Source organism: Streptomyces sp. NPDC044106, from assembly GCF_056433985.1.
Genome location: NZ_JBWKFZ010000013.1, coordinates 1 through 26150, shown reverse-complemented (window position 1 = coordinate 26150; position 26150 = coordinate 1). Strand labels below are relative to the sequence as shown.

Sequence of the window (26150 nt, the reverse complement as noted above, 5' to 3'; positions counted from 1 at the left end):
CAGGCTGTGGGTCCGCCCCCGGGTGCGGCTTCGCCCCTGGGGCCGAGTTCCGGCTCAGCTGCGGCTTCGCCGCTGGGTGCGGGCTCCCGCTTGGCTGCGTCTTCGCCGTGGGCGCGACCCCCGGCGGGCCGCGGCTCCACGCCACCCGCGGGTCCGGGTCCCCGCTGGTCTTACGCCGGGTGGCGGCTTCACGTCCGGCCGCGCTCGCAGGCCGGGGGGCATGGCTTCACCCCCGGCCCTGGCCTCGCCGCCGACCGTGGCCCTGACCCGGGATGCGGGCTGCTGCCCGGCTGCGGCTTCACGCCGGGCCGGGGTGTCACGCCGAGCCGTGGTCCTCACCCCGGGGGGCAGGTTGCTGCCCGGCTGCGGTTTCACGCCGGGCCGTGGTGTCACGCCGGGCCGTGGTTCTCACCCCGGGGGGCAGGTTGCTGCCCGGCTGCGGTTTCACGCCGGGCCGGGGGCCTCACCCCCGGGCGCGGTCCTGCCCCCGGGGCAGGACCCGTCCGGCTGCGCCTTCGTGCCGGGCAGCGGCCCCGCCTTCAGCCCTGGCCGCACGCCCGCTCAGCCCTGGCCGCACGCCCGCTCAGCCCTGGCCGCACCCCCGCTCGCCGTCCCACGGCCCGCCGGCCCGAGGCCCGGCAGCGTCGTAGCCGCCACCGCTCCCGCCGCCGCCACCACGGCCAAGGCCGTCAGCGTAGGTGTCATCGCGGAGAGGAACTCCGCGCGGGACCACGGGGGCCGGCCCGCACGCGGGGGACCCGAGGGGGAGGCGGCGGCGGTCATCAGGGTGGTCGCCAGGGCGATGCCCAGCGCCGGGCCCACGTTCATCGCCGTCTGCTGGAGGCCCCCGGCCACCCCGGCGTCGGCCACCGGAGCGTGGCGTACGACGACGGCCGTGGCCGCCACCATCACCGTGCCGAACCCCGCCCCCACGAGCGCGAACGCGCCGCCGACCACCACCGGCCCCGAGGCCTGGTCCAGGCGGGACAGAGCCAGCACGCCGAGGGTGAGCACCGCCATGGCCCCGGTGATCGTCAGGCGCGGGCCCGCCCGGCGCAGCAGTACGGCCGAGAGGGGCGCGCCGACCACCATCATCACCGCGAGCGGCAGGGCGCTCAGCGCACTGTGCAGCGGGTCGAGCGCCCGTACGTCCTGGAGGAAGTACGTCGCGACGAAGAGCGTTCCGAACATCGCGGCGGACGCCGCGATGAGGATGCCGAGCGCGGGGCCGACCGTGGAGGTACGGAGCAGACGGGGCGGCACGAGCGGGCGCGCCGCATGCCGTTCGTGCCGCAGGAACACGCCGCCCGCGAGTACCGCCGCCGACGCCCCCGCGGCGGCGGCCGGCGTCCAGCCGCTCTCCGGGACGCCGACCAGCGTGTGCACGAGACAGGCCAGCGTCACCGCGAGCAGTCCCGCGCCGGGCAGGTCGAGCCCGGGCGCCGGACCCTCCCGGCGCGGCTCCGGCACCCGGACCACCAGCGCCAGTACGCCGATGAGTAGCGCGGGCACGACGCCGAGGAAGAACACGGAGCGCCACCCGAGGTGCGTGGCGAGCGCCCCGCCCAGTACCGGACCGGCCGCGGCGGCGAGGCCGATCGCGCTCGTCCGCAGCGCGATCGGCATGCCGAGCCGGTCCGGCGGGAACGCGGCCCGGAGCATGCCGAGCGTCGCGGGCTGCAGCAGCGCCCCGAAGATGCCCTGGACGACGCGCAGCGCGATCAGCGGGCCGACGCCGGACGCGAGGCCGACCCCGGCCGACGCGGCGGCGAAGCCGAGCGTGCCGACGGCGAAGAGCCGCCGGTGCCCGTACCGGTCGCCGAGCCGCCCCGCGAAGACGAGCAGGCTCGCCACGGCGATCAGGTACCCGGTGCTCGTCCACTGCACCTGGGCGAACGAGGCGCCCAGATCGCGTCGCAGAGCGGGCTGGACCACGCTCAGCACGGTGCCGTCCAACGCGACGATCATGGCGCCGGCGACACTGCAGGCCAGGGTGAGGTTCCGTCGGCCCCTCTCCCCGGGGGCGACGCGCTTCCCTGCCCCGGAAGTCGTGACGCTCATCCGGCTGCCGGCCCGAGCCCGAGATGTGCGTCGAGCGCCGCGTCGAGCAGCGCCTCCACCTCGTCCGTGCCCGTCGCGAGGCGCAGACTGCCCCAGCCCCACAGCTGCGCGATCCCGTGCAGGTTCGCCCACAGCGCACCCGCGGCGACCCGCACGCCCGTGTCGGAGACGGGGGCGGAGGCGGACGCGGACGCGGCTGAGCGGGCCTCGGCGACGAGTCCGACCAGCACGTCGAAGAGCGGCAGGCTCGTCTCCCGCAGGCCGAGCTGATTGCTCTCGAGGAGGTCGTGGCGGAACATCAGCTCGAACATGCCGCGGTGCTCCGCGGCGAAGCCGAGGTACGCGCGGCTCAGCGCCTTCAACCGCGTACGCGCGTCCTGGCCGGCCCCGCCCCCCGCCGCGCCCACGGCCTTCTCCGCCTCGGCCGCCAGCTCGGCGAACCCGCGCCGGGCGATGGCGGACAGCAGCGCCACGTGCGTGGGGAAGTGGCGCCGGGGCGCTCCGTGGGAGACACCGGCCCGGCGGGCGATCTCCCGCAGCGTCAGCGCCTGCACCCCGTCCGTCGCCACCAGCTCCACGCCGACGTCCACCAGCCGGGCCCGCAGCCCGGCGTCCTGTTCGTCCCCGCCCATCGCCCTGCCCACCACTGGATTCATAGACACTGTCTACCGCATCGCGTAGACAGTGTCTACCAAGATTGGGGTCCTTAGGGCCCTGTCCGTGACGGGGGAGGGAGGAGATATCTTGATGTCGAGCAATGTTGCAGACGCGGAGCGGAGCACCCGGTGACTGACTCGACCATCATCTACACCCACACTGACGAGGCCCCGGCCCTGGCGACCCATTCCTTCTTGCCGGTGGTCCAGGCCTACGCCTCGACGGCCGGGGTCAGCGTGGAGACCCGCGACATCTCGCTCGCGGGCCGCATCATCGCCCTCTTCCCCGAGTTCCTCGAGGAGAGCCAGCGCATCGATGACGCCCTTGCCGAGCTCGGCGAGCTCGCCAAGACGCCCGGGGCGAACATCATCAAGCTGCCGAACATCTCGGCCTCGATCCCGCAGCTCAAGGCCGCGATCGCCGAGCTGCAGGGCCAGGGCTACGCGCTCCCCGACTACCCGGACGACCCGAAGACCGACGAGCAGCGCGACATCCGCGCCCGCTACGACAAGGTCAAGGGCAGCGCCGTCAACCCGGTCCTGCGCGAGGGCAACTCCGACCGCCGCGCCCCCGCCTCGGTCAAGAACTACGCCAAGGCCCACCCGCACCGCATGGGCGCCTGGACGGCCGACTCGAAGACGAACGTCGCCACCATGGGCGCCAACGACTTCCGCTCCACCGAGAAGTCCGCGGTGATCGCCGAGGACGGTTCGCTGCGCATCGAGCTCACCGGTGACGACGGCTCCACCACCGTCCTGCGCGAGTCCGTACCGGTCCTCGCGGGCGAGGTCGTCGACGCCTCCGTCATGCGCGTCGCCGCGCTGCGCGAGTTCCTCGGCGAGCAGGTCGCCCGCGCCAAGGCCGAGGGCGTCCTCTTCTCCGTGCACCTCAAGGCCACGATGATGAAGGTCTCCGACCCGATCGTCTTCGGCCACGTGGTCCGCGCCTTCTTCCCGAAGACGTTCGCCGCGCACGGCGAGACCCTCGCCGCCGCGGGCCTGACCCCGAACGACGGTCTTGGCGGCATCTTCAAGGGCCTGGAGTCCCTCCCCGAGGGCGCGGCCATCAAGGCGTCCTTCGAGGCCGAGCTGGCCGAGGGCCCCGAGCTCGCCATGGTCGACTCCGACAAGGGCATCACCAACCTGCATGTCCCGAGCGACGTCATCGTCGACGCCTCCATGCCGGCCATGATCCGCACCTCCGGCCACATGTGGGGCCCGGACGGCGCCGAGCACGACACCCTCGCGGTCCTGCCGGACAGCAGCTACTCCGGGGTCTACCAGGTCGTCCTCGACGACTGCCGCGCCAACGGCGCCTTCGACCCCTCGACGATGGGCTCCGTCCCGAACGTCGGCCTCATGGCGCAGAAGGCCGAGGAGTACGGCAGCCACGACAAGACCTTCGAGATCCCCACCACGGGCAACGTCCGGGTCCTCGACGGCGCCGGCAACGTCGTCCTCGAGCAGGCCGTCTCCACCGGTGACATCTTCCGCATGTGCCAGACCAAGGACGCGCCGATCCAGGACTGGGTCAAGCTCGCCGTCACCCGCGCCCGCGCCACCGGCAGCCCGGCCGTGTTCTGGCTGGACGACACCCGCGCCCACGACGCCGTGCTCATCGGCAAGGTCGAGCGCTACCTCGCCGACCACGAGACCGAGGGCCTGGACATCCGGATCATGTCGCCGGTCGAGGCCACCGCGTTCTCCCTGGAGCGCATCCGCCGCGGCGAGGACACCATCTCCGTCACCGGCAACGTCCTGCGCGACTACCTGACCGACCTCTTCCCGATCCTGGAGCTGGGCACCAGCGCCAAGATGCTGTCGGTCGTCCCGCTGATGAACGGCGGCGGCCTCTTCGAGACGGGCGCCGGCGGCTCCGCCCCGAAGCACGTCCAGCAGCTGGTCAAGGAGAACTACCTGCGCTGGGACAGCCTGGGCGAGTTCCTCGCCCTCGCGGTGAGCTTCGAGCACCTCGCCACCACCACGGGCAACGCGCGCGCCCAGATCCTCGCCGACACCCTGGACCGCGCGACGGCCACGTTCCTGGAGAACGACAAGTCGCCGAGCCGCCGCCTCGGTGGCATCGACAACCGCGGCAGCCACTTCTACCTCGGCCTGTACTGGGCGCAGGAGCTGGCCGGGCAGACGGAGGACGCGCAGCTCGCCGAGGCGTTCGCGGCCCTGGCCAAGACGCTGGCCGAGCAGGAGCAGACCATCGTCGACGAGCTGATCGCCGTGCAGGGCTCGCCGGCCGACATCGGCGGCTACTACCAGCCGGACGCGGCCAAGGCCTCCAAGGTCATGCGCCCGTCCGCGACGCTCAACCAGGCGCTGTCGATCCTGGGCTGACGCTTCCGGTACGCAGTGAACAGAGGGGCCCCCGCCGATGTGGCGGGGGCCCCTCCGCGTACGAGGTGAAGGCGCAGCGCTACGAGTGCCGCGCTACGAGCGGCGCCGGGGCTTGCCGCGCTTGGCGGGCTTGGGGCGGGCTGCGGCGCCGCGCTGCGGCTTGCCGGTCGCCCTGCCGCCCGACGCGCCGCCGGTCTTGCCGCCCGTCTTGCCCGCCGCGGGCTTCCGCTTGGGCTGGGCGGCCGCCTTGGCCTGGTCCTTCGCCGGCGCCTGCGCACGGCCGCGCGAGCTGTTGACCGTCCGGCCGCGGACGATCCCGATGAAGTCCTCGACCAGGTCGGTGGTCTCCGCCTCCGGCCACGACAGGGCGACGCGCGACTCGGGGGCGTCCGTCACCGGGCGGTAGGTGAGGTCCTTGCGGTGGTGCAGGCGGGCGAGCGACTGGGGGACGACCAGGAGGCCGACGCCCGCCGCGACCAGCTCGACGGCGTCCTCGGTCGTGGCGGGCCGCTCCAGCGCGGGCAGGCCGGGCCGCCGCTCCCACTCCAGGGTCTCGTCGAGCGGATGGAACACGATGTCGTCGGCGAGATCCTCGACCGACACCTCGTCGACCGCCGCGACGACGTGGTCCTTGGGGGCCACGACGACCGTGGTCTCGGTGTAGAGGGGGATCGCGCTGAGGTCCGTACGGTCGATGGGCAGCCGTACGAAACCGGCGTCCGCGCCACCCGCCCGCAGCACGTCGGGCGCCTCTTCGGCGGAGACCGTCACGAGGGTCAGCGGGACATCGGGCAGCCGCTCGTTCCAGATCCGCACCCATTTGGCGGGCGTCACTCCGGGGACGTAGGCGAGCCGGAACGCCGGGGGTACTTCCGAGCCTGTCACCTCGCCAGGCTACCCGGCGTGGTCAGGAGTAGCGCACATGCTCGATACCCTTGACCCATGACGTCGCACCAGACCACCCAGACCATGAAGCCCGCGACCGCGGCGAAGAAGCTGGGTGTGTACCTCCAGGCCACGCCCGCCGAGTTCCAGGAGGGCGTCATCTCGCGCAGCGAGCTGAACGCGCTCCAGACCGACCCGCCCGAGTGGCTCAAGGAGCTGCGGCGCAACGGCCCGCACCCCCGCCCCGTCGTCGCGGCCAAGCTCGGGGTCTCCATCGCGGGCCTCGCGCGCGGCGGCGTGACCGAGCCGCTCACCACGGAGCAGATCGACGCCCTGAAGGAGGAGCAGCCCGGCTGGCTGCGCCAGGAGCGCGCCGTCCAGGCCGAGGTCCGCAAGGAGGGCGTGCGCATCAAGGAGAAGCAGGCGGAGCAGGCCGAGAAGCGCGCGACGCGCGCCGAGGACTCCCGCTCCTGACGCCGCCTACCCGTCGGCTACCCGTCGGCGCCTCGCCGCCCGAGCGTCCGGAAGAACCTCCGCACGTCGTCGACGAGCAGTTCAGGCTGCTCCATCGCCGCGAAGTGGCCGCCCCGGTCGTACGTCGTCCACTGGACGATGTTCTCGGTGCGGTCCGCGATGTGGCGCAGCGGGATGAAGTTGTCACGGGGGAAGTCGGCCAGCGCGGTCGGCGTCGTCGACGGCTCGGGCGGGTTGCCGGTGTAGGCGGCCTGCGCCCGCGCGTAGTAGATCCGGGCCGACGAACCCGCCGTGCCGGTCAGCCAGTACAGCATCACGTTCGTGAGCATCCGGTCGCGGTCGACGGCGTCCTCGGGGCGGTCCGTGGAGTCCGTCCACTCCTTGAACTTCTCGACGATCCAGGCCAGTTGGCCCACCGGTGAGTCGGTAAGGCCGTACGCCAGGGTCTGCGGGCGGGTGCTCTGGATGTCGGCGTACCCCTGACGGTCCCGGCTCCACGCCCGCGTGCGCTCCCAGGAGGCCAGCGTGCGCGCACGCTCCGACGGGTCCAGCGCGCTCAGCTCCCGCGCGGTCGGCTCCCGCGTCTGCGCCGAGTTGGGCAGCAGGTTCAGGTGTACGCCGATGACGTTCTCCGGACGCAGGCGGCCGTGTTCGCGGGAGATGGCCGCTCCCCAGTCGCCGCCCTGGACGCCGTACCGCTCGTAGTCGAGCCGTCGCATCAGCTCGGCGGAGGCGAGGGCGACCCGCCGGAACTCCCAGCCGGTCTCCCGGGTCGGGCCGGACAGGCCGAACCCGGGGATGCTGGGCAGCACCAGGTGGAACGCGTCGGCCGGGTCGCCGCCGTGCGCCCGCGGATCGGTGAGCGGGCCGACGACATCGGCGAACTCGACGATCGAGCCCGGCCAGCCGTGGGTCATGATCAGGGGCGTCGCGTCCGGCTCGGGGGACCGGACATGGGCGAAGTGGAGGTTCGCGCCGTCGATCGTGGTGGTGAACTGCGGCCACTCGTTCAGCGCGGCTTCGGCGGCCCGCCAGTCGTACACGTGGCGCCAGTGCCGCACGAGCTCCTCGAGGTAGTCGCGCGGGACGCCGTACGCCCAGCCGGCCCCGGGCAGTTCGTCGGGCCAGCGGACGCGGTCGAGCCGGGCGTGGAGATCGTCCAGGTCAGCCTGGGGTATGGCGATGCGGTAGGGCCGGATGGTGGTGTCGCGCGAGGTCGTCATCGCTGCGCATGCTACGTCCGGGGGGTTCCGCACGTGACCGGCTTTTCCCCGGCCTGCTCCGCGGGCTCGCGCCGGGCGTGCGGCCGGCGCGCCGTTCGCATCAGGCGCCGCGTCTCGCGGTCGATGGCCCAGGCGTCCGCCACCGGCCCCAGGTGCCCGAGCTTGTCGGGGTTGATGATCAGGCGGATCGCCTGGATCCGCCCGTCGGCCACGTCGAGCGCCAGGGTGTGGAGCACCTTGCCGTCCCGGTCGCGGAAGACCGCGCCCGGCCCGCCGTTGACCTCATGGGCCTCGAACGCCACGCCGATCCGCGTCATCACGGGGAAGCTGGCGGTGAGCAGCCTGGCCACCTTCTCGCCGCCGACGACGGTCCGCGACAGCTGCGGACCCTTGCCGCCGCCGTCCCCGACCATCGCCACGTCGGCGGCGAGCAGGCTCCGCAGTCCGGCGACGTCGCCCTCGCTGAGGGCGTCGAAGAACCGGGACGCCAGCTCGGCGCGCTCCTCGCGGGCCGGTTCGAAGCGCGGCCGTCCGGCCGCCATGTGCCGCCGGGCCCGCACCAGCAGCTGCCGGCACGCCGCCTCCGACCGCTCCACCGCCGCGGCGACCTCGTCGAACCCGAAGCCGAACACGTCACGCAGCACGAACACCGCCCGCTCCAGCGGGCTGAGCCGCTCAAGGAGCAGGAGCGCCGCCACCGACACCGACTCGGCGAGTTCCACCGCCCGTGCCGGATCCTGGTACGGGTCCTCGAGCAGCGGCTCGGGGAACCAGGGGCCCGCGTACTGCTCCCGGCGCACCCGCGCGGACCGCAGTACGTCGATGGAGATCCGCGTCACCGCGGCGGACAGATAGGCCTTGGCCGACGTGGGGCGGGTGGCCGACGCGTCGAAGCGCAGCCACGTCTCCTGCACCGCGTCCTCGGCCTCGCTCACGCTGCCCAGGATCCGATAGGCGATCGAGAACAGCAGCGACCGCAGCTCCTCGAACTCCTCGACCTTGTCCATGCCGTCCCCCTCGCTCCCCGTCAGCCGCTCAGTCTCGCTCCCCGTCAGCCGTTCGGTGGATCTGGCCGGGCTCGTAGTCGCCGGCCGGCTGCCGGGTCATGATGTTCATCCGGTTGACCATGTTCATGAACGAGATGTGTACCACCAGGGCGGCGAGCTGCTCCTCGTCATAGTGCTCCGCGGCGCGCGCCCACACCTCGTCGCCGACCCCGCCGGACGCGTCCGCGACCCGGGTCGCCTCCTCCGAGAGCTCCAGCGCGGCGCGCTCGGCCTCGGTGAAGACCGTGGCCTCCCGCCAGGCCGCGACCAGGTTGAGCCGCACCGGCTTCTCACCCGCCGCGGTGGCCTCCTTGGTGTGCATGTCGATGCAGACGGCGCAGCCGTTGATCTGGCTGACGCGCAGCGCCACCAGCTCCTGCGTCGCGGTCGGCACCGTCGTCTCCTTGAGCGCGTTGCTCCCCGCGATGAAGTACTTGAGCGCCTTGGCGGCGTTGGGCTGGGCGAAGAAGTCGAGTCGCGCGTCCATGATGTGCTCCCTCTGGGCTCGTTCTGGGCTTGTTCGTGCTGACACCCCTGAGACGAGGCAGCCTGATCCCCTGTGACATGGAGGGATGTGACCCGCGTCTCCCGTGTCCGCCACCCCTCCCTACGAGCGCCCCCTCTCTACGAGTGCTCCCTCTCGTTCTCCGTAAGGGTCTCGAATGCCGCGCACAGGAGCCGGACGCTGCGCCGGAACTTCTCGTCCTGGCTCAGCCGGGGCATCTGCTCCATGACGAGCGGGAAGCGCGCGCACAGGTCGGCGTAGGTCTCGGCGGTGACGGTCGGCGCCGTGGGCTCGGTCTGCTCCTGGAGGACGAAGCCCGTGATGTGGCTGAGGAGGGTGTCGGCCGCGATGCCGCAGTGCTCGGCGGGGACGCCTGCGTCGAGCAGGGTCCCGAGGAGTCGCTCCATCAGGGACAGCCCGCCGGTGCTCAGCGTCCCGGGGCTGTCGGCCAGCAGGAGCGCGCCCCCAGGGTGCTGCTTGAGGCTCCGGCGCAGCGCCACGGCCTGCACCTCGATCTCTTCCCACCGGGCCGCCCCGGGCGGCAGCACGGCCAGGGCGTCGCTCCCCGCGTCGTACGCGTGCCGGCAGACCCGGTCGGCCATCAGCTCGAGCAGCTCGCCCTTGCTGCGTACGTGGTAGTAGAGGCTGCCCGCGTGGGTGCCGAGCCGCTCGGCCACCCCGCGCATGGACAGGCCGTGGTATCCGGTCTCGGCGAACGTGGTCATTCCGGCGTCGATGATCCGCTCTCTGGTGAGCTTCATGAGGGCACCGTAACAGCTTTTCAAACACCGTTAGAAAATCGTGCTAGCCTCACCGATGACTGGTTTCGAACACTGTTGGAAGAGGGCACGGGGGACATGGGCGGACTGGATGGACTGGGCGGACTGCTCTTCGGCGCGACGACGGCCGCGCTGATGGTGATGATGATCAACAGCGGGCTCGGCGCGGTGGGGCGGGACTCGCTGCGCGGGCGGCCCGTTCCGTGGGTCGCGGTCGGCCTGACGGCGCTTGCGGTGGCCGGTGTCGTCCTTCAGCTGTGCTGGAAGGGGGCGATGGCCGCCCTCGACGACGACCCCGCCAAATCCGGCTGGTGGCGAGTGCTCACCGCCGTCTTCATGCAGAACGGCGGCTTCACCGGCGGGCTCTGGAACATCGCCACTCTCGCCGCCGTGGCGGCGCTCGCGCAGTGGCTCTGGGGCGGTCCGCTGACCGCGCTCCTCTTCGGCGCCGGCGTCCTCCTGCCGGAGCGGATCGACGCCCTGCTCGGTCTGGGCGGCGGCCACAGCACCGACCCCCGCAACTTCGCGGGCAGCTCAGGTGCCACGTACTTCCTCGGAGCCACCCTGGCGGCCGCTCTCCTGACGCGCGCCCGCACCAGGAAGGAGCGGGCCCTCGCGGCCGGTGTCCCGGTGCTCGGGCTCCTCATGTGGGTCGCGCAGGACAACGGTCACGGTCTCGTGGCCGCCTACGGCTTCGCGCTCGGAACCGTCCTCTGGGCGGTACTGCGACGGGTGCCGCGTCTCCGTCCGGGAGCGGGCACCCGTACGCCGTCCGTCACCTCCTGAGCGCGGCGCCGCGGGTCTGCGCCCTGTTCAGCGGGTCGCGCCGGCCCCGGCCGTCGGCAGGTAGCGCGGGGCGCGCCAGGCCTTCAGCAGGTGCTCCACCGCGGCCCCCAGTGACAGAAGCTCGGTGTCCTGGCGGTCACCGGCCATCAGGAGCAGGCCGATCGGGAGTTCGTTCACGGTCCCCGCGGGCACCGAGAGGGACGGATATCCGGCGACGGCCGCGGGGGTCGAGGACGGGATGACGTCGTTGTCGCCGCGCGCGCAGTCGGTCGTCCAGGCGGGCGGGTTCGTGGGCGCGGCGATGGCGTCCAGGTGGTGGGAGGCCATGGTCTCGTCGATGGAACGCCGGGAGAGGTCCTTCAGCTCGGCGCGCATCGCCCGGTACGCGGGGTCGGTGGTGGGCGGCGCGGCGAGCGCCTGCTCGAACAGCTCCTGGCCCGCGAAGCAGCTCTGCTCCTCGGGGTGGGCGCGGTTGAACTCGATCAGCCCGGCGAGGTCCTCGGGGCCTTCGCGAGTGGCGAGGTAGGCGTCGATGTCCCGGTGGAACTCGCTGAGCAGCGCCGGGAATTCGAGTTCGGCGAGCCGGTCCTGGTACGGGGGCGTCACCTCGACGACCACGGCCCCGGCCTTGCGCAGCTTCGCCGCCGTACGGGTCATCACCGCGTCCACGTCGGCGCCGAGCGAGGGGAGGCGCCACAGGCCGATCCGCTTGCCGCGGAGCCCGGCGTCCCTCCGGCCCGCCGCCGTGTCCACGCCACGTGAACCGGCCTTCTGTCCGCTGATCACCGAGAGCGTGAGCGCGGTGTCGGTGACGTTGCGCGCCATGGGCCCCGCGGTGTCCTGCTCGGCGGAGATCGGCACCACGCCGGACCCGCTGACCAGGCCGAGGCTGGGCTTGTGGCCGACGACGCCGTTCATCCCGGCCGGGCACACGATCGAGCCGTCCGTCTCGGTGCCGATCGCCACCTGCGCCAACGACGCGGCGAGCGCGGCGCCGGAACCGGCCGACGACCCGCAGGGGTTGCGGTCGAGTACGTACGGGTTGTGGGTCTGCCCGCCCACGGCCGACCAGCCCGAGGTCGGCTTCGCGCCGCGGAAGTTGGCCCATTCGGACAGGTTGGTCTTGCCGAGGATGACCGCCCCCGCCTTCCTCAGCCGGGCCACCAGTACGGCGTCGGTGGCGGGCGGCTTCCCGGCGAGCGCGAGCGATCCGGCCGTCGTCGGCATGTCACGCGTGTCCACGTTGTCCTTGAGCAGGACGGGGATGCCGTCCAGCGGCCCGAGGGTCTTCCCCTGCCGGTGCCGGGCGTCGCTTGCGGCCGCCTCGCGCAGGGCCGCCGGGCTCGTCCGCAGCACCGCGTGGATCTTCGGGTCGACCTTCTCGATCCGTCGCAGATAGGCCCGGGTCAGCGCCGAAGCGCTCAGCGACCCGTCCGTCATGCGCGCCTGCAACTCCGGGATCGTCACGGTGTCCAGGTCGATCCCGGAAGCGAGACGCGCTCCGGCCGGCGGCGACGCGCTCCCGGCGCCGTGCCCGGCGCCTCGCGCCCCGGCATCCGGTATACCCGTCAGAAGGGACCCCGCGACAAGGGCGGCGGTCATTGCGGTCATGCTCCTCTTGCCCATGAGGCTCAGCCGACTACACGGGCAGCACCCGGCGCAAGAGTGCGGAGCTTGCACAGATCGTGAACACCGGGCCCGCCGGGCGCACTTCAAGCCACCGCGGTCAGCACCGCCTCCGCCGCTCTCGACATCCTGCTCCGCACATGAGACTGAGTTCTTGAGCTGGCCCGTGAGCGCTTGAGTTGGCCTGGGTGAGCGCAGGAGGTGGCCCGCAGGGTAGCGGCCGCTGCTCTCACCTGCGTCGTTTTCGATGAAAGTGGTACGCGAGACCTTTCGGGCGGCATGTTCTGGGGGCGACGACCGGAAACGCCAGATCGCCTCCATCTTCATCTGGACCCGCGTCACCGCCGGGGAACACCTCTTCGCACCCCGCCCCCTCGAACAGGCCCAGCCCGAACGGATCCGCCGGGCATGGGCCGCCCGGCGCCCCACCACCTGGCACCAACTCGCCTGGACCCCGGATCCGGGCCCCCACTATGCCGCCCTGCGACGGCTCCTCACCGAGTACGCAGGCAAGCTGGCCAAGGAGATCGATGCTGCGGACCCGCTCGCCAACGGCGCGGTTACATAAGATGCATCGCCCTTTGCCAGAAGCTGCGTCAGCCGGTCGTGGGCACGTGCCCTCGGTCGTGGAGCGGATACCAGCAGAAGGAGTACCAGTCATGATCCTCCCGAAAGTCCGGGACCCTCGTTTCGTGACGATCCGCCGCGGCGGGACCCTCACCGACACGGATCACCATCTCCTCGCCCTGTGGGCGGCATCGTGCGCGGAGCGCGTCCTGGACCTCTTCGAGTCGGTTCGGCCCGAGGATCCACGACCGCGTCAAGCGATCGAACATGCCCGAGCCTGGGTGCGTGGCGAGGTCAAGATGGCGCAAGCTCGCGCGGCGGGAGGCCATGCGATGGGCGCTGCCCGAGACCTGCGTGGCGCAGCACGGCATGCCGCATGCGCCGCCGGCCAGGCCGCGGTCGTTGCACACGTCGCCGCCCACGAACTGGGTGCGGCTGCCTATGCGATCAAGGCTGCGCGTGCTGCCGCGCAGGAAGACGAGGGCGAAGCAGCTGGGCGACTTGAGTGCCAGTGGCAGCGTGACCAGCTTCCGGAAGCGATCTGCGAGCTCGTACTTGACGATCAGCGCTTGCGCAACGACATCTGCTGGTCGGTGTTCGACTGCTGAGCGTAGGCCGGGGCGCCGGCTACCCCGGCACCTTCCGCTACTACCTCTTCACCGGCGGCTTCGAGCGCACAGCGAAGGACCTCCAAAAACCGCGCGCTGATCCGCGGGCCGCCCCCGACGCACACCCGGGCCAACTCAAGCGCTCATGGGCCAACTCAGAACTCAGTCTCACACGCTGTGACCGAGCGCTGCAGTTGGCCCCGAAGGACAACTACAGCGCTCAGTTCTGATGAACGGGCCTGTATCCGCGTTGCGAATGGGGCGGGCAGATCAGCGTAGCGGCGGCGTGCGCTCACCGGCCGAAGCGGCTCTTCTTGGGAGGGTCGGCAGGGATCAGCTCTTGGATATGGACGAGCTCGGCCGCTCGGATGGTCAAGTGCTCGGCAACCGTCGTCGGTCCCTCGTCACCCTTGAACCAGTACGACTTGGTCAGCTCGACAAACCAGCTTGTCGGCGAAGTCTGGAACACTATTCGACCGAACGAGGTGTCGGTCTGAAGCAGGCCGGGGGTACTGGACCGGGCGACATCCTCAGCACGGGTAACGGCCGCTTCCCTTCCGCCTTCGACCGAGATCTTGCGCAACAGCCTCGACTCCCCGTGCTGGGCCTGTTCCACCAAGACGTACCAGCTCACAGTCCTGCCCCTCCCGCAACGGGGCGTGCCCGCCGCCCGGTGCAGCGACCCGCCCTCACGCTCGCGATCCAGACGCTACCTCGCGGGCCAACTTTCACGCGCAGGGGCCAACTCGCGTGCTCAAGGGCCAGGTAGCGCGCTCAGTCACAGCGCATCCGTACCGCCCCCGCAGCCACGTTGCATAAAACTGCGGTGAAACGTATAGTCATGCCATCCAAGAGGAGGGTTCCATGAGGGTACGCGCAGCAGTGGCAGGGGCGAGTGGGTACGCGGGCGGCGAGCTGCTGCGTCTGCTGCTCGGGCACCCCGGGATCGAGATCGGCGCCCTCACCGGCAACTCCAACGCGGGGCAGCGCCTGGGCGCGTTGCAGCCGCATCTGCTTCCGCTCGCCGACCGGATCCTGGAGCCGACCACCGGCGACGTCCTCGCCGGGCACGACGTCGTCTTCCTCGCGCTGCCCCACGGGCAGTCCGCCGCCGTGGCCGAGCAGCTCGGACCGGACGTCCTCGTCGTCGACATGGGCGCGGACTTCCGGCTCGCGGACGCGGCGGACTGGGAGAAGTTCTACGGGAGTCCGCACGCCGGTACCTGGCCGTACGGCCTGCCCGAGCTGCCGGGCGCCCGCGCCGCGTTGGCGGGCGCCAAGCGCATCGCGGTGCCCGGCTGCTACCCCACCGCCGTCTCGCTCGCGCTCTTCCCGGCGTACGCGGCCGGTCTCGTCGAGGCGGAGGTGGTGATCGTCGCGGCGTCCGGCACCTCCGGCGCGGGCAAGGCCGCCAAGCCGCACCTGCTGGGCTCCGAGGTCATGGGCAGCATGTCCCCGTACGGCGTGGGCGGCGCCCACCGGCACACGCCCGAGATGATCCAGAACCTCAGCGCCGCCGCGGGCGCCCCCGTCACCGTCTCCTTCACGCCGACCCTGGCCCCGATGCCCCGCGGCATCCTCGCCACGTGCAGCGCGAAGGCCAAGGCGGGCGTCGGCGCCGAGTCCGTGCGGGACGTGTACGTGAAGGCCTTCGCCGACGAGCCGTTCGTCCACCTGCTCCCCGAGGGGCAGTGGCCCGCCACCGCCGCCGTGTACGGGTCGAACGCCGTGCAGGTCCAGGTCGCGTACGACGAGGCGGCCGGGCGCGTGATCGTGATCAGCGCCATCGACAACCTGACCAAGGGCACCGCCGGCGGCGCCCTGCAGAGCATGAACATCGCCCTCGGCCTCGACGAGGCCACCGGGCTCACTACGATCGGAGTCGCGCCGTGAGTGTGACGGCAGCCAAGGGATTCACGGCCGCGGGCATCGCCGCGGGCATCAAGGAGAACGGCAACCCGGACCTGGCCCTCGTGGTCAACACCGGGCCCCGCCTGGCCGCCGCGGGCGTCTTCACCTCCAACCGCGTCAAGGCCGCCCCCGTCCTCTGGTCCGAGCAGGTCCTCAAGGGCGGCCTGGTCTCCGCCGTCGTCCTCAACTCCGGTGGCGCCAACGCCTGTACGGGCCCCAAGGGCTTCCAGGACACGCACGCCACCGCCGAGAAGGTCGCCGATGTCCTGTCCTTGAACGCCGGTGACGTCGCCGTCGCGTCGACCGGACTCATCGGCGTGACCCTCCCCATGGACAGGCTCCTGCCTGGCGTCGAGAAGGCCGCCGCCGAACTCTCCCCGCACGGCGGAGAGAAGGCCGCCATCGCCATCAAGACCACCGACAGCGTCCACAAGACGTCCGTGGTCACCAAGGACGGCTGGACCGTCGGCGGCATGGCCAAGGGCGCGGGCATGCTCGCCCCCGGCCTCGCCACCATGCTCGTCGTCCTCACCACCGACGCCGACCTGGAGGCCGACGTCCTGGACCGGGCGCTGCGCGACGCCACCCGGCTCACCTTCGACCGCGTCGACTCCGACGGCTGCATGTCGACCAACGACACCGTCCTGCTGCTCGCCTCCGGCGCCGCCGGAGTCACCCCGCAGTACGCCGAGTTCGCCGCCGCCGTACGCGAGGTCTGCGACGACCTCGGACGCCAGCTGATCGGCGACGCCGAGGGCGCGAGCAAGGACATCAAGGTCGAGGTCGTGAACGCGGCGAGCGAGGCCGACGCCGTCGAGGTCGGCCGCTCCATCGCCCGCAACAACCTCCTCAAGTGCGCCCTGCACGGCGAGGACCCCAACTGGGGCCGCGTGCTCTCCGCCATCGGCACGACATCGGCGGCCTTCGACCCGAACGAGCTGAACGTCGCCATCAACGGCGTCTGGGTCTGCAGGAACGGCTCCGTCGGCGAGGACCGCGAGCTCGTCGACATGCGCTACCGGGAGATCGTCATCACCGCCGACCTGGCCGCGGGCGACGAGGCCGCGACCATCTGGACGAACGACCTCACCGCGGACTACGTCCACGAGAACAGCGCGTACAGCTCATGACCAAGGACGCGAGCAGCCAGCCCACCGCCCGCAAGCACACCGCGCTCCCCAAGGCGCAGATCCTCATCGAGGCACTGCCCTGGCTGACCCGGCACCGCGGCAAGACCGTCGTCATCAAGTTCGGCGGCAACGCCATGGTCGACGAGGAGCTGAAGGCCGCCTTCGCCCAGGATGTCGTCTTCCTGCACCACGCGGGCCTCAAGCCCGTCGTCGTGCACGGCGGCGGACCGCAGATCAGCGCGGCCCTCGACCGGCACGGCATCATCAGCGAGTTCAAGGCGGGCCTGCGCGTCACCACCGAGGACGCCATGGACGTCGTACGCATGGTGCTCGCCGGACAGGTGCAGCGCGAGCTGGTCGGGCTGCTCAACCGGCATGGCCCGCTCGCCGTCGGCCTCACCGGCGAGGACGCGCACACCATCACCGCCACCAAGCACCGGCCCCGCATCGAGGGTGAACTGGTCGACATCGGCCGCGTCGGCGAGATCACCGAGATCGACACCGGCGCCATCGAGGCGCTGCTCGCCGACGGCCGTATCCCGGTCGTCTCCTCGATCGCCCGTTCCCAGGACGATCACCATGTCTACAACGTCAATGCTGATACGGCGGCTGCGGCACTCGCTGCGGCGCTTGATGCCGAGACCCTGATGGTCCTGACCGACGTCGAGGGCCTCTACGAGGACTGGCCCAACAGCGACGAGGTGATAAGCCGCCTCACCGCCGCCGAGCTGGAGAAACTCCTGCCCGAGCTGGCCAGCGGCATGGTCCCCAAGATGGAGGGCTGTCTGCACGCCGTGCGCAACGGCGTCGAGACCGCCCGCGTCATCGACGGACGCGTCCAGCACTCGATCCTGCTGGAGATCTTCACGGATGAAGGAATCGGCACGATGGTCGTGCCCGACACGGAGGGGGAGTCATGAGCAACCAGGAGCTGACCACGCGCTGGCAGGGCGCGCTCATGGACAACTACGGCACGCCCAGGCTGCCTCTCGTACGCGGCGCGGGCACCAAGGTGTGGGACGCCGACGGCAAGGAGTACCTCGACTTCGTCGGCGGCATCGCGGTCAACGCCCTCGGCCACGGGCACCCGGCGGTCGTCGAGGCCGTGAGCGCGCAGATCGGCGCCCTCGGCCACGTCTCGAACCTCTTCGTCGCCGAACCGCCCGTCGCGCTCGCCGAGAAGCTGCTGCAGCTCTTCGGCCGCGAGGGCCGGGTGTACTTCTGCAACTCCGGTGCCGAGGCCAACGAAGCTGCGTTCAAGCTCGGCCGACTGACCGGCCGTCCGCACATGGTCGCCACCGGGGGCGGCTTCCACGGCCGCACGATGGGCGCGCTCGCCCTCACCGGCCAGCCCGGCAAGCAGAAGCCGTTCGTACCGCTGCCCGGAGAGGTCACGCACGTCCCGTACGGCGACGTCGAGGCGCTGCGCGCGGCGGTCACCACCGAGACCGCCTTCGTGATCATCGAGCCGATCCAGGGCGAGAACGGCGTCGTCGTGCCGCCCGCGGGCTACCTGGAGGCGGCCAGGGACATCACTGCGGCCACCGGCACGCTCCTCGTCCTCGACGAGGTGCAGACCGGAATCGGCCGCACCGGGCACTGGTTCGAGCACCTCGCGCACGACGGCGTCCAGCCGGATGTCGTCACGCTCGCGAAGGGTCTGGGCGGCGGCCTTCCGCTCGGCGCGACCGTCGCGTTCGGCGCCGCAGCCGACCTCTTCGAGCCCGGTCACCACGGCACGACATTCGGCGGCAATCCGGTCGCGTGCGCCGCGGGCCGCGCCGTCGTCGACACCATCGAGGCCGAGGGGCTCCTTGAGAACACCAAGCGGGCGGGCGAGAAGCTGCGCGACGCGATCGAGTCACTGCGGCACCCACTCGTAGGGCATGTAAGGGGCTCGGGGCTGCTGCTGGGTATCGTGCTCACCGAGCCGCTCGCGCCACGGGCGCAGCAGGCGGCTCAGGACGCCGGCTTCCTCATGAACGCGCCCGCCCCCGATGTCGTACGGCTGATGCCTCCGCTGAACGTGCGCGACGACGAGGTGGACGCGTTCCTGCGGGCCCTGCCCGGCATCCTGGACAAGGCTCTAGAAGCCGACGGGGACGGACGATCCGGAGAATGAGACGACGATGAGCCAGGCGCAAGGCAACGAGCACGGCGACCACGCGGGTCCCGCCGTGCCGCAGACCCGCACCGCACGCCACCGCCGGATCGTGGACATCCTCAACCGGCAGCCGGTGCGCTCCCAGAGCCAGCTGGCGAAGCTGCTCGCCGATGACGGCCTGACCGTCACTCAGGCGACGCTCTCCCGCGACCTCGACGAGCTGAACGCGGTGAAGATCCGCAACGCCGAGGGCGACCTCATCTACGCGGTACCGAGCGAGGGCGGCTTCCGCACCCCGCGCGCGCCGCTCGGGGAGTCGGCCAAGGAGGAGCGGATGCGGCGTCTCTCCGCGGAGCTGCTGATCTCCGCGGAGGCTTCGGCGAACCTCGTCGTCCTGCGCACCCCGCCGGGCGCCGCCCAGTTCCTGGCCTCGGCCATCGACCAGGCCGAACTGCACGACATCCTCGGCACCATCGCGGGCGACGACACGCTGATGCTGATCAGCAGGGAGCCGGCGGGGGGTCAGGCCCTGGCGGACCATCTGCTACGGCTTGCGTCGAACGACTGATCCGGCCCCTGGGCCCTGGGCACCGTCAATCGCCGGCTGCGCCGAGCTCGTCCTCAAGCGCCGGACGGGCTGTCAGGCGCTTGGGTCGTCCTCAATCGCCGGACGCACTCGGATTCCTTCGTGCCATCCACGCCGCCACCAGCGCCCCCGACACGTTGTGCCACACGGAGAACACCGCCGAGGGCAGCGCCGCGAGCGGGCTGAAGTGGGCCGTTGCCAGGGACGCCGCGAGGCCCGAGTTCTGCATGCCGACCTCGAAGGCCATGGCCCGGGAGGCGGGCGGGCCGAGGCGGGCCAGTTTGCCCGCGCCGTAACCGAGCGCGAGACCGAGCCCGTTGTGCAGGAACACCGCGAGGAACACCAGCGCCGCGGCCGACTTGATGGCCGCGGCGCTGCCCGCGACGACGATCGCCACGATGGCGGCGATGGTCAGCGCCGACAGCCACGGCAGCGCGCCGAGCACCCGGTCGACGTACCGCCCGAAGAGCAGCCGTACGAGCAGGCCCGCGATGACCGGAAGCAGCACGGTCTTGAGGATGTCCGTGACCATCGAGCCCGCGTCGACGGGCAGGTACTCGCCCGCGAGCAGCAGCGTCAGCGGCGGCGTGACCAGCGGCGCGAGGACGGTCGACACAGTGGCCACGGAGACGGACAGGGCCACGTCGCCCCGGGCCAGATAGGTGACGACGTTGGACGCGGTGCCGCTCGGCGCGCAGCCCACCAGGATCACCCCGGCCGCCAGCTGCGGTGACAGACCGAGCGCGTGGGCGATCAGCCAGCCGAGCCCCGGCATGATCACGTAGTGCGCCACCAGGCCGAGCGCGACGGCCCAGGGCCGCTTGACCACGCCCTGGAAGTCGAGCGGGGTCATGGTCAGCCCCATGCAGAACATCACCACGCCGAGCAGGTACGGAACGTTCGTGCCCCATCCCGCGAAGGTGTCCGGCACGGCGAGACCGAGTCCGCCCGCCACCAGGACGAGGACGGGGAAGACGGTGACGGCGCGGCGGGCTGCCTTGTCGGCGGCGCCACCGCCACCGGTGGGGCTGGGGAGCGTCTGTTCGGGTTGCACGGCGCGATGCAACGCCCCGGCCGGGCGCGCGTGCAACCCCGTCTCGGTATGTGGTCGCTACACGGAGCTCTCGGTCCGTGCGACGCCGGGCGGCAGCGGCAGCGGCAGGCCGGGAAGCCCGTCGATGCTTTGCGCGATGTGCTCCTTCTTGGTGAAGTACGCGTCGAGCGACGCGTCGTCGTCGCGGGCGAAGCGCCTGGCGTGCAGGTCGCGGTCCTCGTCGTACGTCATGAAGGGCACCGCGTACCCGCAGGTGTCGCGGACGAGGTCGGCCGTCACGACGATGATGGCGCGCAGGCCGTGCGGAGTGGGGTCGATGTCGGGGAAGTGGCCGAGGAGTTCCTTGAAGCGCGGGTCGTCGCGGAAGACGGGCTCGCCGCGACCATGCACCCGCACGATGTTGGGCGGCCCCTGGAAGGCGCACCACATGAGAGTGATGCGGCCGTTCTCCCGCAGGTGCGCGACGGTCTCCGCGTTGCTGCCCGCGAAGTCGAGGTAGGCGACGGTGAGTTCGTCGACGACCGCGAAGGAGCCCTTGAGGCCCTTGGGGGAGAGGTTGATCGTGCCGTCGCCTGCGAGGGGCGCTGTCGCGGTGAAGAACATCGGCTGGGCCTCGATGAAGGTGCGCAGCCTGCCGTCTATGCGTTCATAGGTCTTTCCCATGACCAGTGATTATTGGACAAGGCTTTTTGTTTGTCTAACGAAATGGGCCACCGTTCCGCGGAGTGGCCTGATTGACGAAACATACGGAGTACTGCATACTCATGCATGACGGTGCATGCAGGGAACGGCCTTGAGGAGCACGTGCAGTGAGCAGCAACAACGGCGGTGACGTCCGGCTCTGGGGCGGACGGTTCGCCGACGGGCCCGCAGAGGCCCTCGCGAAGCTGTCCGCATCGGTCCACTTCGACTGGCGCCTGGCCCCTTACGACATCGCCGGCTCCCGCGCCCACGCACGCGTGCTGCACAAGGCGGGCCTGCTCACCGACGACGAGCTGACCGGCATGCTGGACGGACTCGACCGTCTCCAGGCCGACGTGGCCGACGGCTCCTTCGTCGGCACCGTCGCCGACGAGGACGTCCACACCGCCCTGGAGCGGGGTCTCCTCGAGCGGGTCGGCCCCGACCTCGGCGGCAAGCTGCGGGCCGGCCGCTCCCGCAACGACCAGGTGGCAACGCTCTTCCGGATGTACCTGCGCGACCACGCCCGGATCATCGGCGGCCTGCTCGCCGACCTCCAGGGCGCGCTCGTCGGGCTCGCCGAGGCGCACCCCGACGTCGCCATGCCGGGCCGTACGCATCTTCAGCACGCCCAGCCGGTGCTCTTCGCGCACCACGTCCTCGCGCACGTCCAGTCGCTCTCCCGGGACGCGGAACGGCTGCGGCAGTGGGACACCCGGGCGGCCGTGTCGCCGTACGGCTCGGGCGCGCTGGCGGGCTCCTCGCTCGGCCTCGATCCCGAGGCGGTCGCGAAGGACCTCGGCTTCGAGCACGGCTCGTCCGCCAACTCCATCGACGGGACGGCGTCCCGCGACTTCGTCGCGGAGTTCGCCTTCATCACCGCGATGATCGGCGTGAACCTCTCCCGCATCGCCGAGGAGATCATCATCTGGAACACGAAGGAGTTCTCCTTCGTCACCCTCCACGACGCCTTCTCGACCGGCTCGTCGATCATGCCGCAGAAGAAGAACCCCGACATCGCCGAGCTGGCGCGGGGCAAGTCGGGCCGCCTCATCGGCAACCTGACGGGCCTGATGGCGACGCTCAAGGCGCTCCCGCTGGCGTACAACCGCGACCTCCAGGAGGACAAGGAGCCGGTCTTCGACTCCTGCGACCAGCTGGAGATCCTGCTCCCCGCCTTCACCGGCATGATGGCGACGCTCACCGTGCACCGCGAGCGCATGGAGGAGCTGGCCCCGGCCGGCTTCTCGCTCGCCACGGACATCGCCGAGTGGCTGGTCAAGCAGGGCGTGCCGTTCCGGGTGGCGCACGAGGTCGCGGGCGGCTGCGTCAAGGAGTGCGAGGCGCACGGCATCGAACTCGACCAGCTCACGGACGAGCAGTTCGCCAAGATCTCCGAACACCTCACCCCCGAGGTGCGCACCGTCCTCAACGTGCCGGGCGCCCTGGCCTCCCGCAACGGCCGCGGCGGCACCGCGCCCTCGGCCGTCGCCGCCCAACTGGCCGAGGTCAAGGCGGACCTGTCGGTCCAGCGCGAGTGGGCGGGCGCCCGCGGCTGACGGGACGGGTGCCCGCCGGTGACGAAGGGGCGCCGCGGGTGACAAAAGGGCCTCGCGGGTTACGTTGACGGGGACCCCCTACAACGAGGAGCCCGCGATGCCCTTCGCCCGGCTGGCCGCAGCCACGACCCCGACCGCACACCTAGGGCTCGGCCTCGCCGCCGTCGGCAGGTCCGGCTACATCACCCTGGGCCGCGAGAGCGACCTGCCGCCGTCCCGCAGCGTCGAGGCCCTGCGCGAGCGCGCCCACGAACTCCTCGACGCCGCCTACGCGTCGGGGGTCCGCTACTTCGACGTGGCACGGTCCTACGGCCGCTCCGAGGAGTTCCTCGGCGACTGGCTGCGCGCCAGGCCCGACGTCCGTGACGTCGTCATCGGCAGCAAGTGGGGCTATACGTACACGGCGGACTGGCGCACCGACGCCGAGGGCCCGCACGAGGTCAAGGACCACAGCGTCGCCGCGTACGTACGCCAGCGCGCCGAGAGCGCCGAACTGCTCGGCGACCGGCTCGACCTCTACCAGATCCACTCCGTGACGCCCGAGAGCCCGGCGCTCACCGACAAGGAACTGCACGGCCGCCTGGCCGAGCTGGCGGCCGAGGGCGTCACGGTCGGCCTCTCCGTGAGCGGCCCGGGGCAGGCGGCCGCGATCCGCGCCGCCCTCGCCGTCACCGTCGACGGCGAGCCGCTCTTCCGCACCGTCCAGGCCACGTACAACATCCTGGAGACCTCGGCCGGGCCCGCGCTCGCCGAGGCGCACGACGCCGGGCTCACGGTGATCGTCAAGGAGGGCATGGCCAACGGCCGCCTGGCCGGTCCCTACGCGCCGACCGCGCTGCGCGAGGTCGCCGAGGAGACGGGGCTCGGCTGCGACGCGGTGGCGCTCGCCGTCCTCCTCGCCGAGCCGTGGGCGGGCGTGGTCCTGTCCGGGGCGGCCACCTCGGTCCAGCTCGTCTCCAACCTGCACGCCGCCGCCGTCGATCTGGAGACCGGCCGGCTGGAGCGGCTCGTGGGGCTGGCGCAGGACCCGGCGGCGTACTGGGAGGGCAGGGCGCGGCTGCCCTGGAACTGAACCGACAGGCGGGGCCTTCGGGGCAAGCGGGTTGCACGACACCCGCTCAATGAGACAGTCCTGTCTCAATTGGCTTATGGTTGTCGCATGTCAGTCGATCGCGACCAGGTTCTGCGCAGCGCCGCGGCCCTGCTCACCCGCAAATCCACCTCCACGATGGACGAGGTCGCCCGCGCGGCAGGCATCAGCCGGGCGACCCTCCACCGCCACTTCGCGGGCCGCGACGCGCTCGTGCGCGCCCTCGAAGAGCTCGGCCTCCAGGAGTGCGAGGCCGCCCTCGACCGGGCCGCCCTCGGCGAAGGCGGCGCCGGTGACGCGCTGCGGCGCCTGGTGAGGGAGATCGAGCCGGCCGCGGGGCTGCTCGCGTTCCTGTACACCGAGAACCAGCTCTTCGAAGGCGAAACCCAGCACGAGGGCTGGTCCCGCATCGACGACCGGCTGGCCGCGCTCTTCCGGCGCGGCCAGGAGAACGGCGAGTTCCGCATCGACCTCACGCCCGTCTGGCTGACCGAGGCGCTGTACGGGCTCGTCGGCTCCGGCGCCTGGGCCGTGCAGGACGGCCGGGTGGCCGCCAACGACTTCTCGTACATGATCGCCGAGCTGCTGATCGGCGGCGCACAGCGGAGAGTGGAATCATGACCAGCACCCATCCGCAGACAGCGGCTCCCGAGGCGGAGCGCAGCCCCGGCCGCTGGCTCGCGCTCGCCGTCCTCGCCCTGGCCGTGCTCCTGGTCGCCGTCGACGCGACCGTGCTCGGCCTGGCGACGCCCTACATCAGTGAGGACCTCAAGCCGTCCGGCACCCAGCTGCTGTGGATCGGCGACGTCTACTCCTTCGTCATCGCGGGCCTGCTCGTCTCCATGGGCAGCCTCGGCGACCGCATCGGCCGCAAGAAGCTCCTGCTCACCGGGGCCGTCGCCTTCGGCGCGGTGTCGGTGCTCAACTCCTACGCCACGAGCCCCGAGCTGATGATCCTGGCCCGTGCGCTGCTCGGCGTCGCGGGCGCGACGCTGATGCCGTCCACGCTGGCCCTCATCCGCAACATCTTCCACGACCCGCGCGAGCGCAGCCTCGCGGTCGGCATCTGGGGCGCCATGGCGTCCGCGGGCGCGGCCGTCGGGCCCGTCGTCGGCGGCTTCCTGCTCGAACACTTCTGGTGGGGCTCGGTCTTCCTCATCAACCTGCCGGTGATGGCCGTGCTCGTCCTGGTCGGCATCAAGTTCCTGCCCGAGTCCAAGAACCCGGCGCCAGGGCCCTGGGACCTGCTCAGCGTCGTGCTCTCGCTCATCGGCATGATCGCCGTCGTGTACGCCATCAAGGAGGTGGCCGCGCACGGTCTGCGCTGGGACGCAGTGGCGGGCGCGGTCGTCGGCATCGCGGCGCTCACCTGGTTCGTACGCCGCCAACTGACGCTGCCCGCGCCGCTCCTGGACATGCGGCTGTTCCGTAACCGCGGCTTCTCCGGGGCGGTCCTCGCCGACCTGCTGACCGTCCTCGGCCTCTCCGGCCTGGTCTTCTTCCTCTCCCAGTTCCTCCAACTCGTGCAGGGCCGGCGGCCCTTCGAGGCGGGCCTCGCCGAACTGCCTGCGGCGGTCGGCGCGGTGGGGGCGGGGCTGATCGCGGGCATGGTGGCGCGGCGCTTCTCCGTACGGGTCGTGGTCGCCGGTGGCCTTGCGGCGGTCGGCCTCTCCCTCGCCGCGCTCACTGCGTTGAGCCAGAGCACCGGCTACCCCCTGCTCGGCGCCGCGCTCCTCGTCGTCGGCATCGGCGCGGGCTTCTCCTTCACCGTGACCGCCGACGTCATCCTCTCCAGCGTTCCCAAGGAACAGGCGGGCGCGGCCTCCGCGGTCTCCGAGACGGCGTACGAGCTGGGCGCCGCACTCGGTATCGCCCTCCTCGGCTCCATCGTCACCGGCGTCTACCGCGACTTCACGGCACCGCCGGGCACGCCGCCCGATGTCGCGTCGGCCGCGCACGAGTCGCTCGGCGGCGCGGTGGAATCGACGGCGGACCTCCCCGCCCACCAGGCGGACGTCCTCCTCTCGGCCGCCCAGAGCGCCTTCGTCGACGGCCTGCGCCTGGCGGCGGGCGTCGGAGCGGCGGTGCTCCTAGCGACGGCGGCGGTCGCGTGGTTCCTCCTGAAGGGCCAGAAACTGGAGGACGGCGCAGGCGCAGGCGCCGGCCACTGACGCGGGCGCCTGGCGGCGAGCGGTACGGCCACCCTTTTGCGCAGTTCCCCGCGCCCCTTGGGGGCGGCCCCTGATGGTCTTGCCTGCGGGTGGTACGTGGTCGCTCGCGCAGTTCCCCGCGCCCCTTGGGGGGTGGGCGTTGGTGTGTTGTCTGCGGGCGGTGTGTGGTTGCTCGCGCAGTTCCTCGCGCCCCTGGAGGGGCTGACCGCGACTGTGTGGCTGCGGGGGGGGGGGGGGGGGGGGGGCCCCCTCGGGGGGCGGGGGACCCCTCAACCCCCCAAACCCTCCCCTCCATGCAA

The 26150-nt window shown here is 71.7% G+C and carries 25 protein-coding genes; 14 read left to right on the top strand and 11 right to left on the bottom strand.

Translation table 11 applies throughout. The annotated features are described in order from the left end of the window. Positions 1–561: 561 nt before the first annotated feature. Entirely contained in the window at positions 562–1968 is a 1407-nt protein-coding gene (locus tag AC07DI_RS23965; protein WP_478906049.1) for an MFS transporter, read from the bottom strand. A gap of 89 nt (positions 1969–2057) precedes the next feature. Beyond that, complete coding sequence (locus AC07DI_RS23960; RefSeq protein ID WP_478906048.1) at positions 2058–2717, bottom strand: TetR/AcrR family transcriptional regulator; 660 nt, start codon at positions 2715–2717, stop codon at positions 2058–2060. Between the two features lie 129 nt (positions 2718–2846). On the opposite strand from AC07DI_RS23960, the gene AC07DI_RS23955 reads away from it, so the two are divergent. Continuing rightward, positions 2847–5066, top strand: a complete 2220-nt coding sequence (locus tag AC07DI_RS23955) for an NADP-dependent isocitrate dehydrogenase (protein WP_478906047.1) — start codon at positions 2847–2849, stop codon at positions 5064–5066. Between the two features lie 93 nt (positions 5067–5159). On the opposite strand, the gene AC07DI_RS23950 is transcribed toward AC07DI_RS23955, so the two are convergent. Beyond that, the gene (locus AC07DI_RS23950) at positions 5160–5951 is read right to left on the bottom strand and encodes a LysR family substrate-binding domain-containing protein (RefSeq protein WP_478906046.1); all 792 of its coding nucleotides are present in this window, start codon (positions 5949–5951) and stop codon (positions 5160–5162) included. A gap of 57 nt (positions 5952–6008) precedes the next feature. On the opposite strand from AC07DI_RS23950, the gene AC07DI_RS23945 reads away from it, so the two are divergent. Beyond that, entirely contained in the window at positions 6009–6425 is a 417-nt protein-coding gene (locus AC07DI_RS23945; RefSeq protein ID WP_478906045.1) for a DUF5997 family protein, read from the top strand. Between the two features lie 17 nt (positions 6426–6442). Here the strand turns inward: AC07DI_RS23945 and AC07DI_RS23940 are convergent, their stop codons facing one another. The 4 genes from AC07DI_RS23940 to AC07DI_RS23925 form a co-directional block, all read right to left on the bottom strand. After that, positions 6443–7648, bottom strand: a complete 1206-nt coding sequence (locus AC07DI_RS23940) for an epoxide hydrolase family protein (RefSeq protein WP_478906044.1) — start codon at positions 7646–7648, stop codon at positions 6443–6445. An 11-nt stretch (positions 7649–7659) separates the two neighbouring features. Then, positions 7660–8655, bottom strand: a complete 996-nt coding sequence (locus tag AC07DI_RS23935) for an RNA polymerase sigma-70 factor (RefSeq protein WP_478906043.1) — start codon at positions 8653–8655, stop codon at positions 7660–7662. Positions 8656–8683: 28 nt separating this feature from the next. Then, positions 8684–9181 carry a carboxymuconolactone decarboxylase family protein gene (locus tag AC07DI_RS23930; protein WP_478906042.1) on the bottom strand — a complete coding sequence of 166 codons (498 nt, stop codon included), beginning with the start codon at positions 9179–9181 and terminating at the stop codon, positions 8684–8686. 137 nt (positions 9182–9318) lie between these two features. Continuing rightward, positions 9319–9960: a TetR family transcriptional regulator gene (locus tag AC07DI_RS23925; RefSeq protein ID WP_478906041.1), complete on the bottom strand. Its 642-nt coding sequence runs from the start codon at positions 9958–9960 to the stop codon at positions 9319–9321. A 96-nt stretch (positions 9961–10056) separates the two neighbouring features. On the opposite strand from AC07DI_RS23925, the gene AC07DI_RS23920 reads away from it, so the two are divergent. After that, positions 10057–10764 carry a hypothetical protein gene (locus AC07DI_RS23920; RefSeq protein WP_478906040.1) on the top strand — a complete coding sequence of 236 codons (708 nt, stop codon included), beginning with the start codon at positions 10057–10059 and terminating at the stop codon, positions 10762–10764. A 27-nt stretch (positions 10765–10791) separates the two neighbouring features. On the opposite strand, the gene AC07DI_RS23915 is transcribed toward AC07DI_RS23920, so the two are convergent. Further along, positions 10792–12390 carry an amidase gene (locus tag AC07DI_RS23915; protein WP_478906039.1) on the bottom strand — a complete coding sequence of 533 codons (1599 nt, stop codon included), beginning with the start codon at positions 12388–12390 and terminating at the stop codon, positions 10792–10794. A 247-nt stretch (positions 12391–12637) separates the two neighbouring features. On the opposite strand from AC07DI_RS23915, the gene AC07DI_RS23910 reads away from it, so the two are divergent. Beyond that, entirely contained in the window at positions 12638–12958 is a 321-nt protein-coding gene (locus tag AC07DI_RS23910) for a hypothetical protein (protein ID WP_478906038.1), read from the top strand. A 91-nt stretch (positions 12959–13049) separates the two neighbouring features. Further along, entirely contained in the window at positions 13050–13565 is a 516-nt protein-coding gene (locus AC07DI_RS23905; protein WP_478906037.1) for a putative immunity protein, read from the top strand. Positions 13566–13857: 292 nt separating this feature from the next. Here AC07DI_RS23905 and AC07DI_RS23900 read toward each other — a convergent pair whose 3' ends face one another. Beyond that, the gene (locus AC07DI_RS23900) at positions 13858–14199 is read right to left on the bottom strand and encodes a hypothetical protein (protein ID WP_478906036.1); all 342 of its coding nucleotides are present in this window, start codon (positions 14197–14199) and stop codon (positions 13858–13860) included. Between the two features lie 230 nt (positions 14200–14429). Here AC07DI_RS23900 and argC point away from each other — a divergent pair, with 230 nt between their 5' ends. The 5 genes from argC to AC07DI_RS23875 are packed head-to-tail and all read left to right on the top strand — an operon-like array spanning position 14430 to position 19278. Further along, entirely contained in the window at positions 14430–15458 is a 1029-nt protein-coding gene (argC, locus tag AC07DI_RS23895) for an N-acetyl-gamma-glutamyl-phosphate reductase (protein WP_478906035.1), read from the top strand. Further along, positions 15455–16606, top strand: a complete 1152-nt coding sequence (gene argJ / locus AC07DI_RS23890) for a bifunctional glutamate N-acetyltransferase/amino-acid acetyltransferase ArgJ (protein ID WP_478906034.1) — start codon at positions 15455–15457, stop codon at positions 16604–16606. The genes argC and argJ overlap by 4 nt, the downstream gene beginning before the upstream one ends. Continuing rightward, entirely contained in the window at positions 16603–17526 is a 924-nt protein-coding gene (gene argB, locus AC07DI_RS23885; protein WP_478906033.1) for an acetylglutamate kinase, read from the top strand. The genes argJ and argB overlap by 4 nt, the downstream gene beginning before the upstream one ends. Further along, positions 17523–18728 (top strand): acetylornithine transaminase, encoded by a 1206-nt coding sequence (locus tag AC07DI_RS23880; RefSeq protein ID WP_478906032.1) that lies wholly within the window; start codon positions 17523–17525, stop codon positions 18726–18728. The genes argB and AC07DI_RS23880 overlap by 4 nt, the downstream gene beginning before the upstream one ends. A 7-nt stretch (positions 18729–18735) precedes the next feature. Then, complete coding sequence (locus AC07DI_RS23875) at positions 18736–19278, top strand: arginine repressor (protein WP_384262832.1); 543 nt, start codon at positions 18736–18738, stop codon at positions 19276–19278. 91 nt (positions 19279–19369) lie between these two features. On the opposite strand, the gene AC07DI_RS23870 is transcribed toward AC07DI_RS23875, so the two are convergent. Both AC07DI_RS23870 and AC07DI_RS23865 read right to left on the bottom strand, forming a co-directional pair. Beyond that, positions 19370–20350, bottom strand: coding sequence for a bile acid:sodium symporter family protein (locus AC07DI_RS23870; RefSeq protein ID WP_478906031.1), 981 nt, complete (start codon positions 20348–20350; stop codon positions 19370–19372). Positions 20351–20407: 57 nt separating this feature from the next. Beyond that, positions 20408–21013: a pyridoxamine 5'-phosphate oxidase family protein gene (locus AC07DI_RS23865; RefSeq protein WP_478906030.1), complete on the bottom strand. Its 606-nt coding sequence runs from the start codon at positions 21011–21013 to the stop codon at positions 20408–20410. 146 nt (positions 21014–21159) lie between these two features. Between AC07DI_RS23865 and argH the strand changes: the two genes are divergently transcribed. From argH to AC07DI_RS23845, 4 genes are all read left to right on the top strand, one after another. After that, positions 21160–22590, top strand: a complete 1431-nt coding sequence (argH, locus tag AC07DI_RS23860; RefSeq protein WP_384262840.1) for an argininosuccinate lyase — start codon at positions 21160–21162, stop codon at positions 22588–22590. Positions 22591–22687: 97 nt separating this feature from the next. Then, positions 22688–23662, top strand: a complete 975-nt coding sequence (locus AC07DI_RS23855) for an aldo/keto reductase (protein ID WP_478906029.1) — start codon at positions 22688–22690, stop codon at positions 23660–23662. An 87-nt stretch (positions 23663–23749) separates the two neighbouring features. Further along, positions 23750–24301, top strand: a complete 552-nt coding sequence (locus tag AC07DI_RS23850) for a TetR/AcrR family transcriptional regulator (RefSeq protein ID WP_478906028.1) — start codon at positions 23750–23752, stop codon at positions 24299–24301. Then, positions 24298–25851, top strand: coding sequence for an MFS transporter (locus AC07DI_RS23845; RefSeq protein ID WP_478906027.1), 1554 nt, complete (start codon positions 24298–24300; stop codon positions 25849–25851). The genes AC07DI_RS23850 and AC07DI_RS23845 overlap by 4 nt, the downstream gene beginning before the upstream one ends. Positions 25852–26150: the final 299 nt, after the last annotated feature.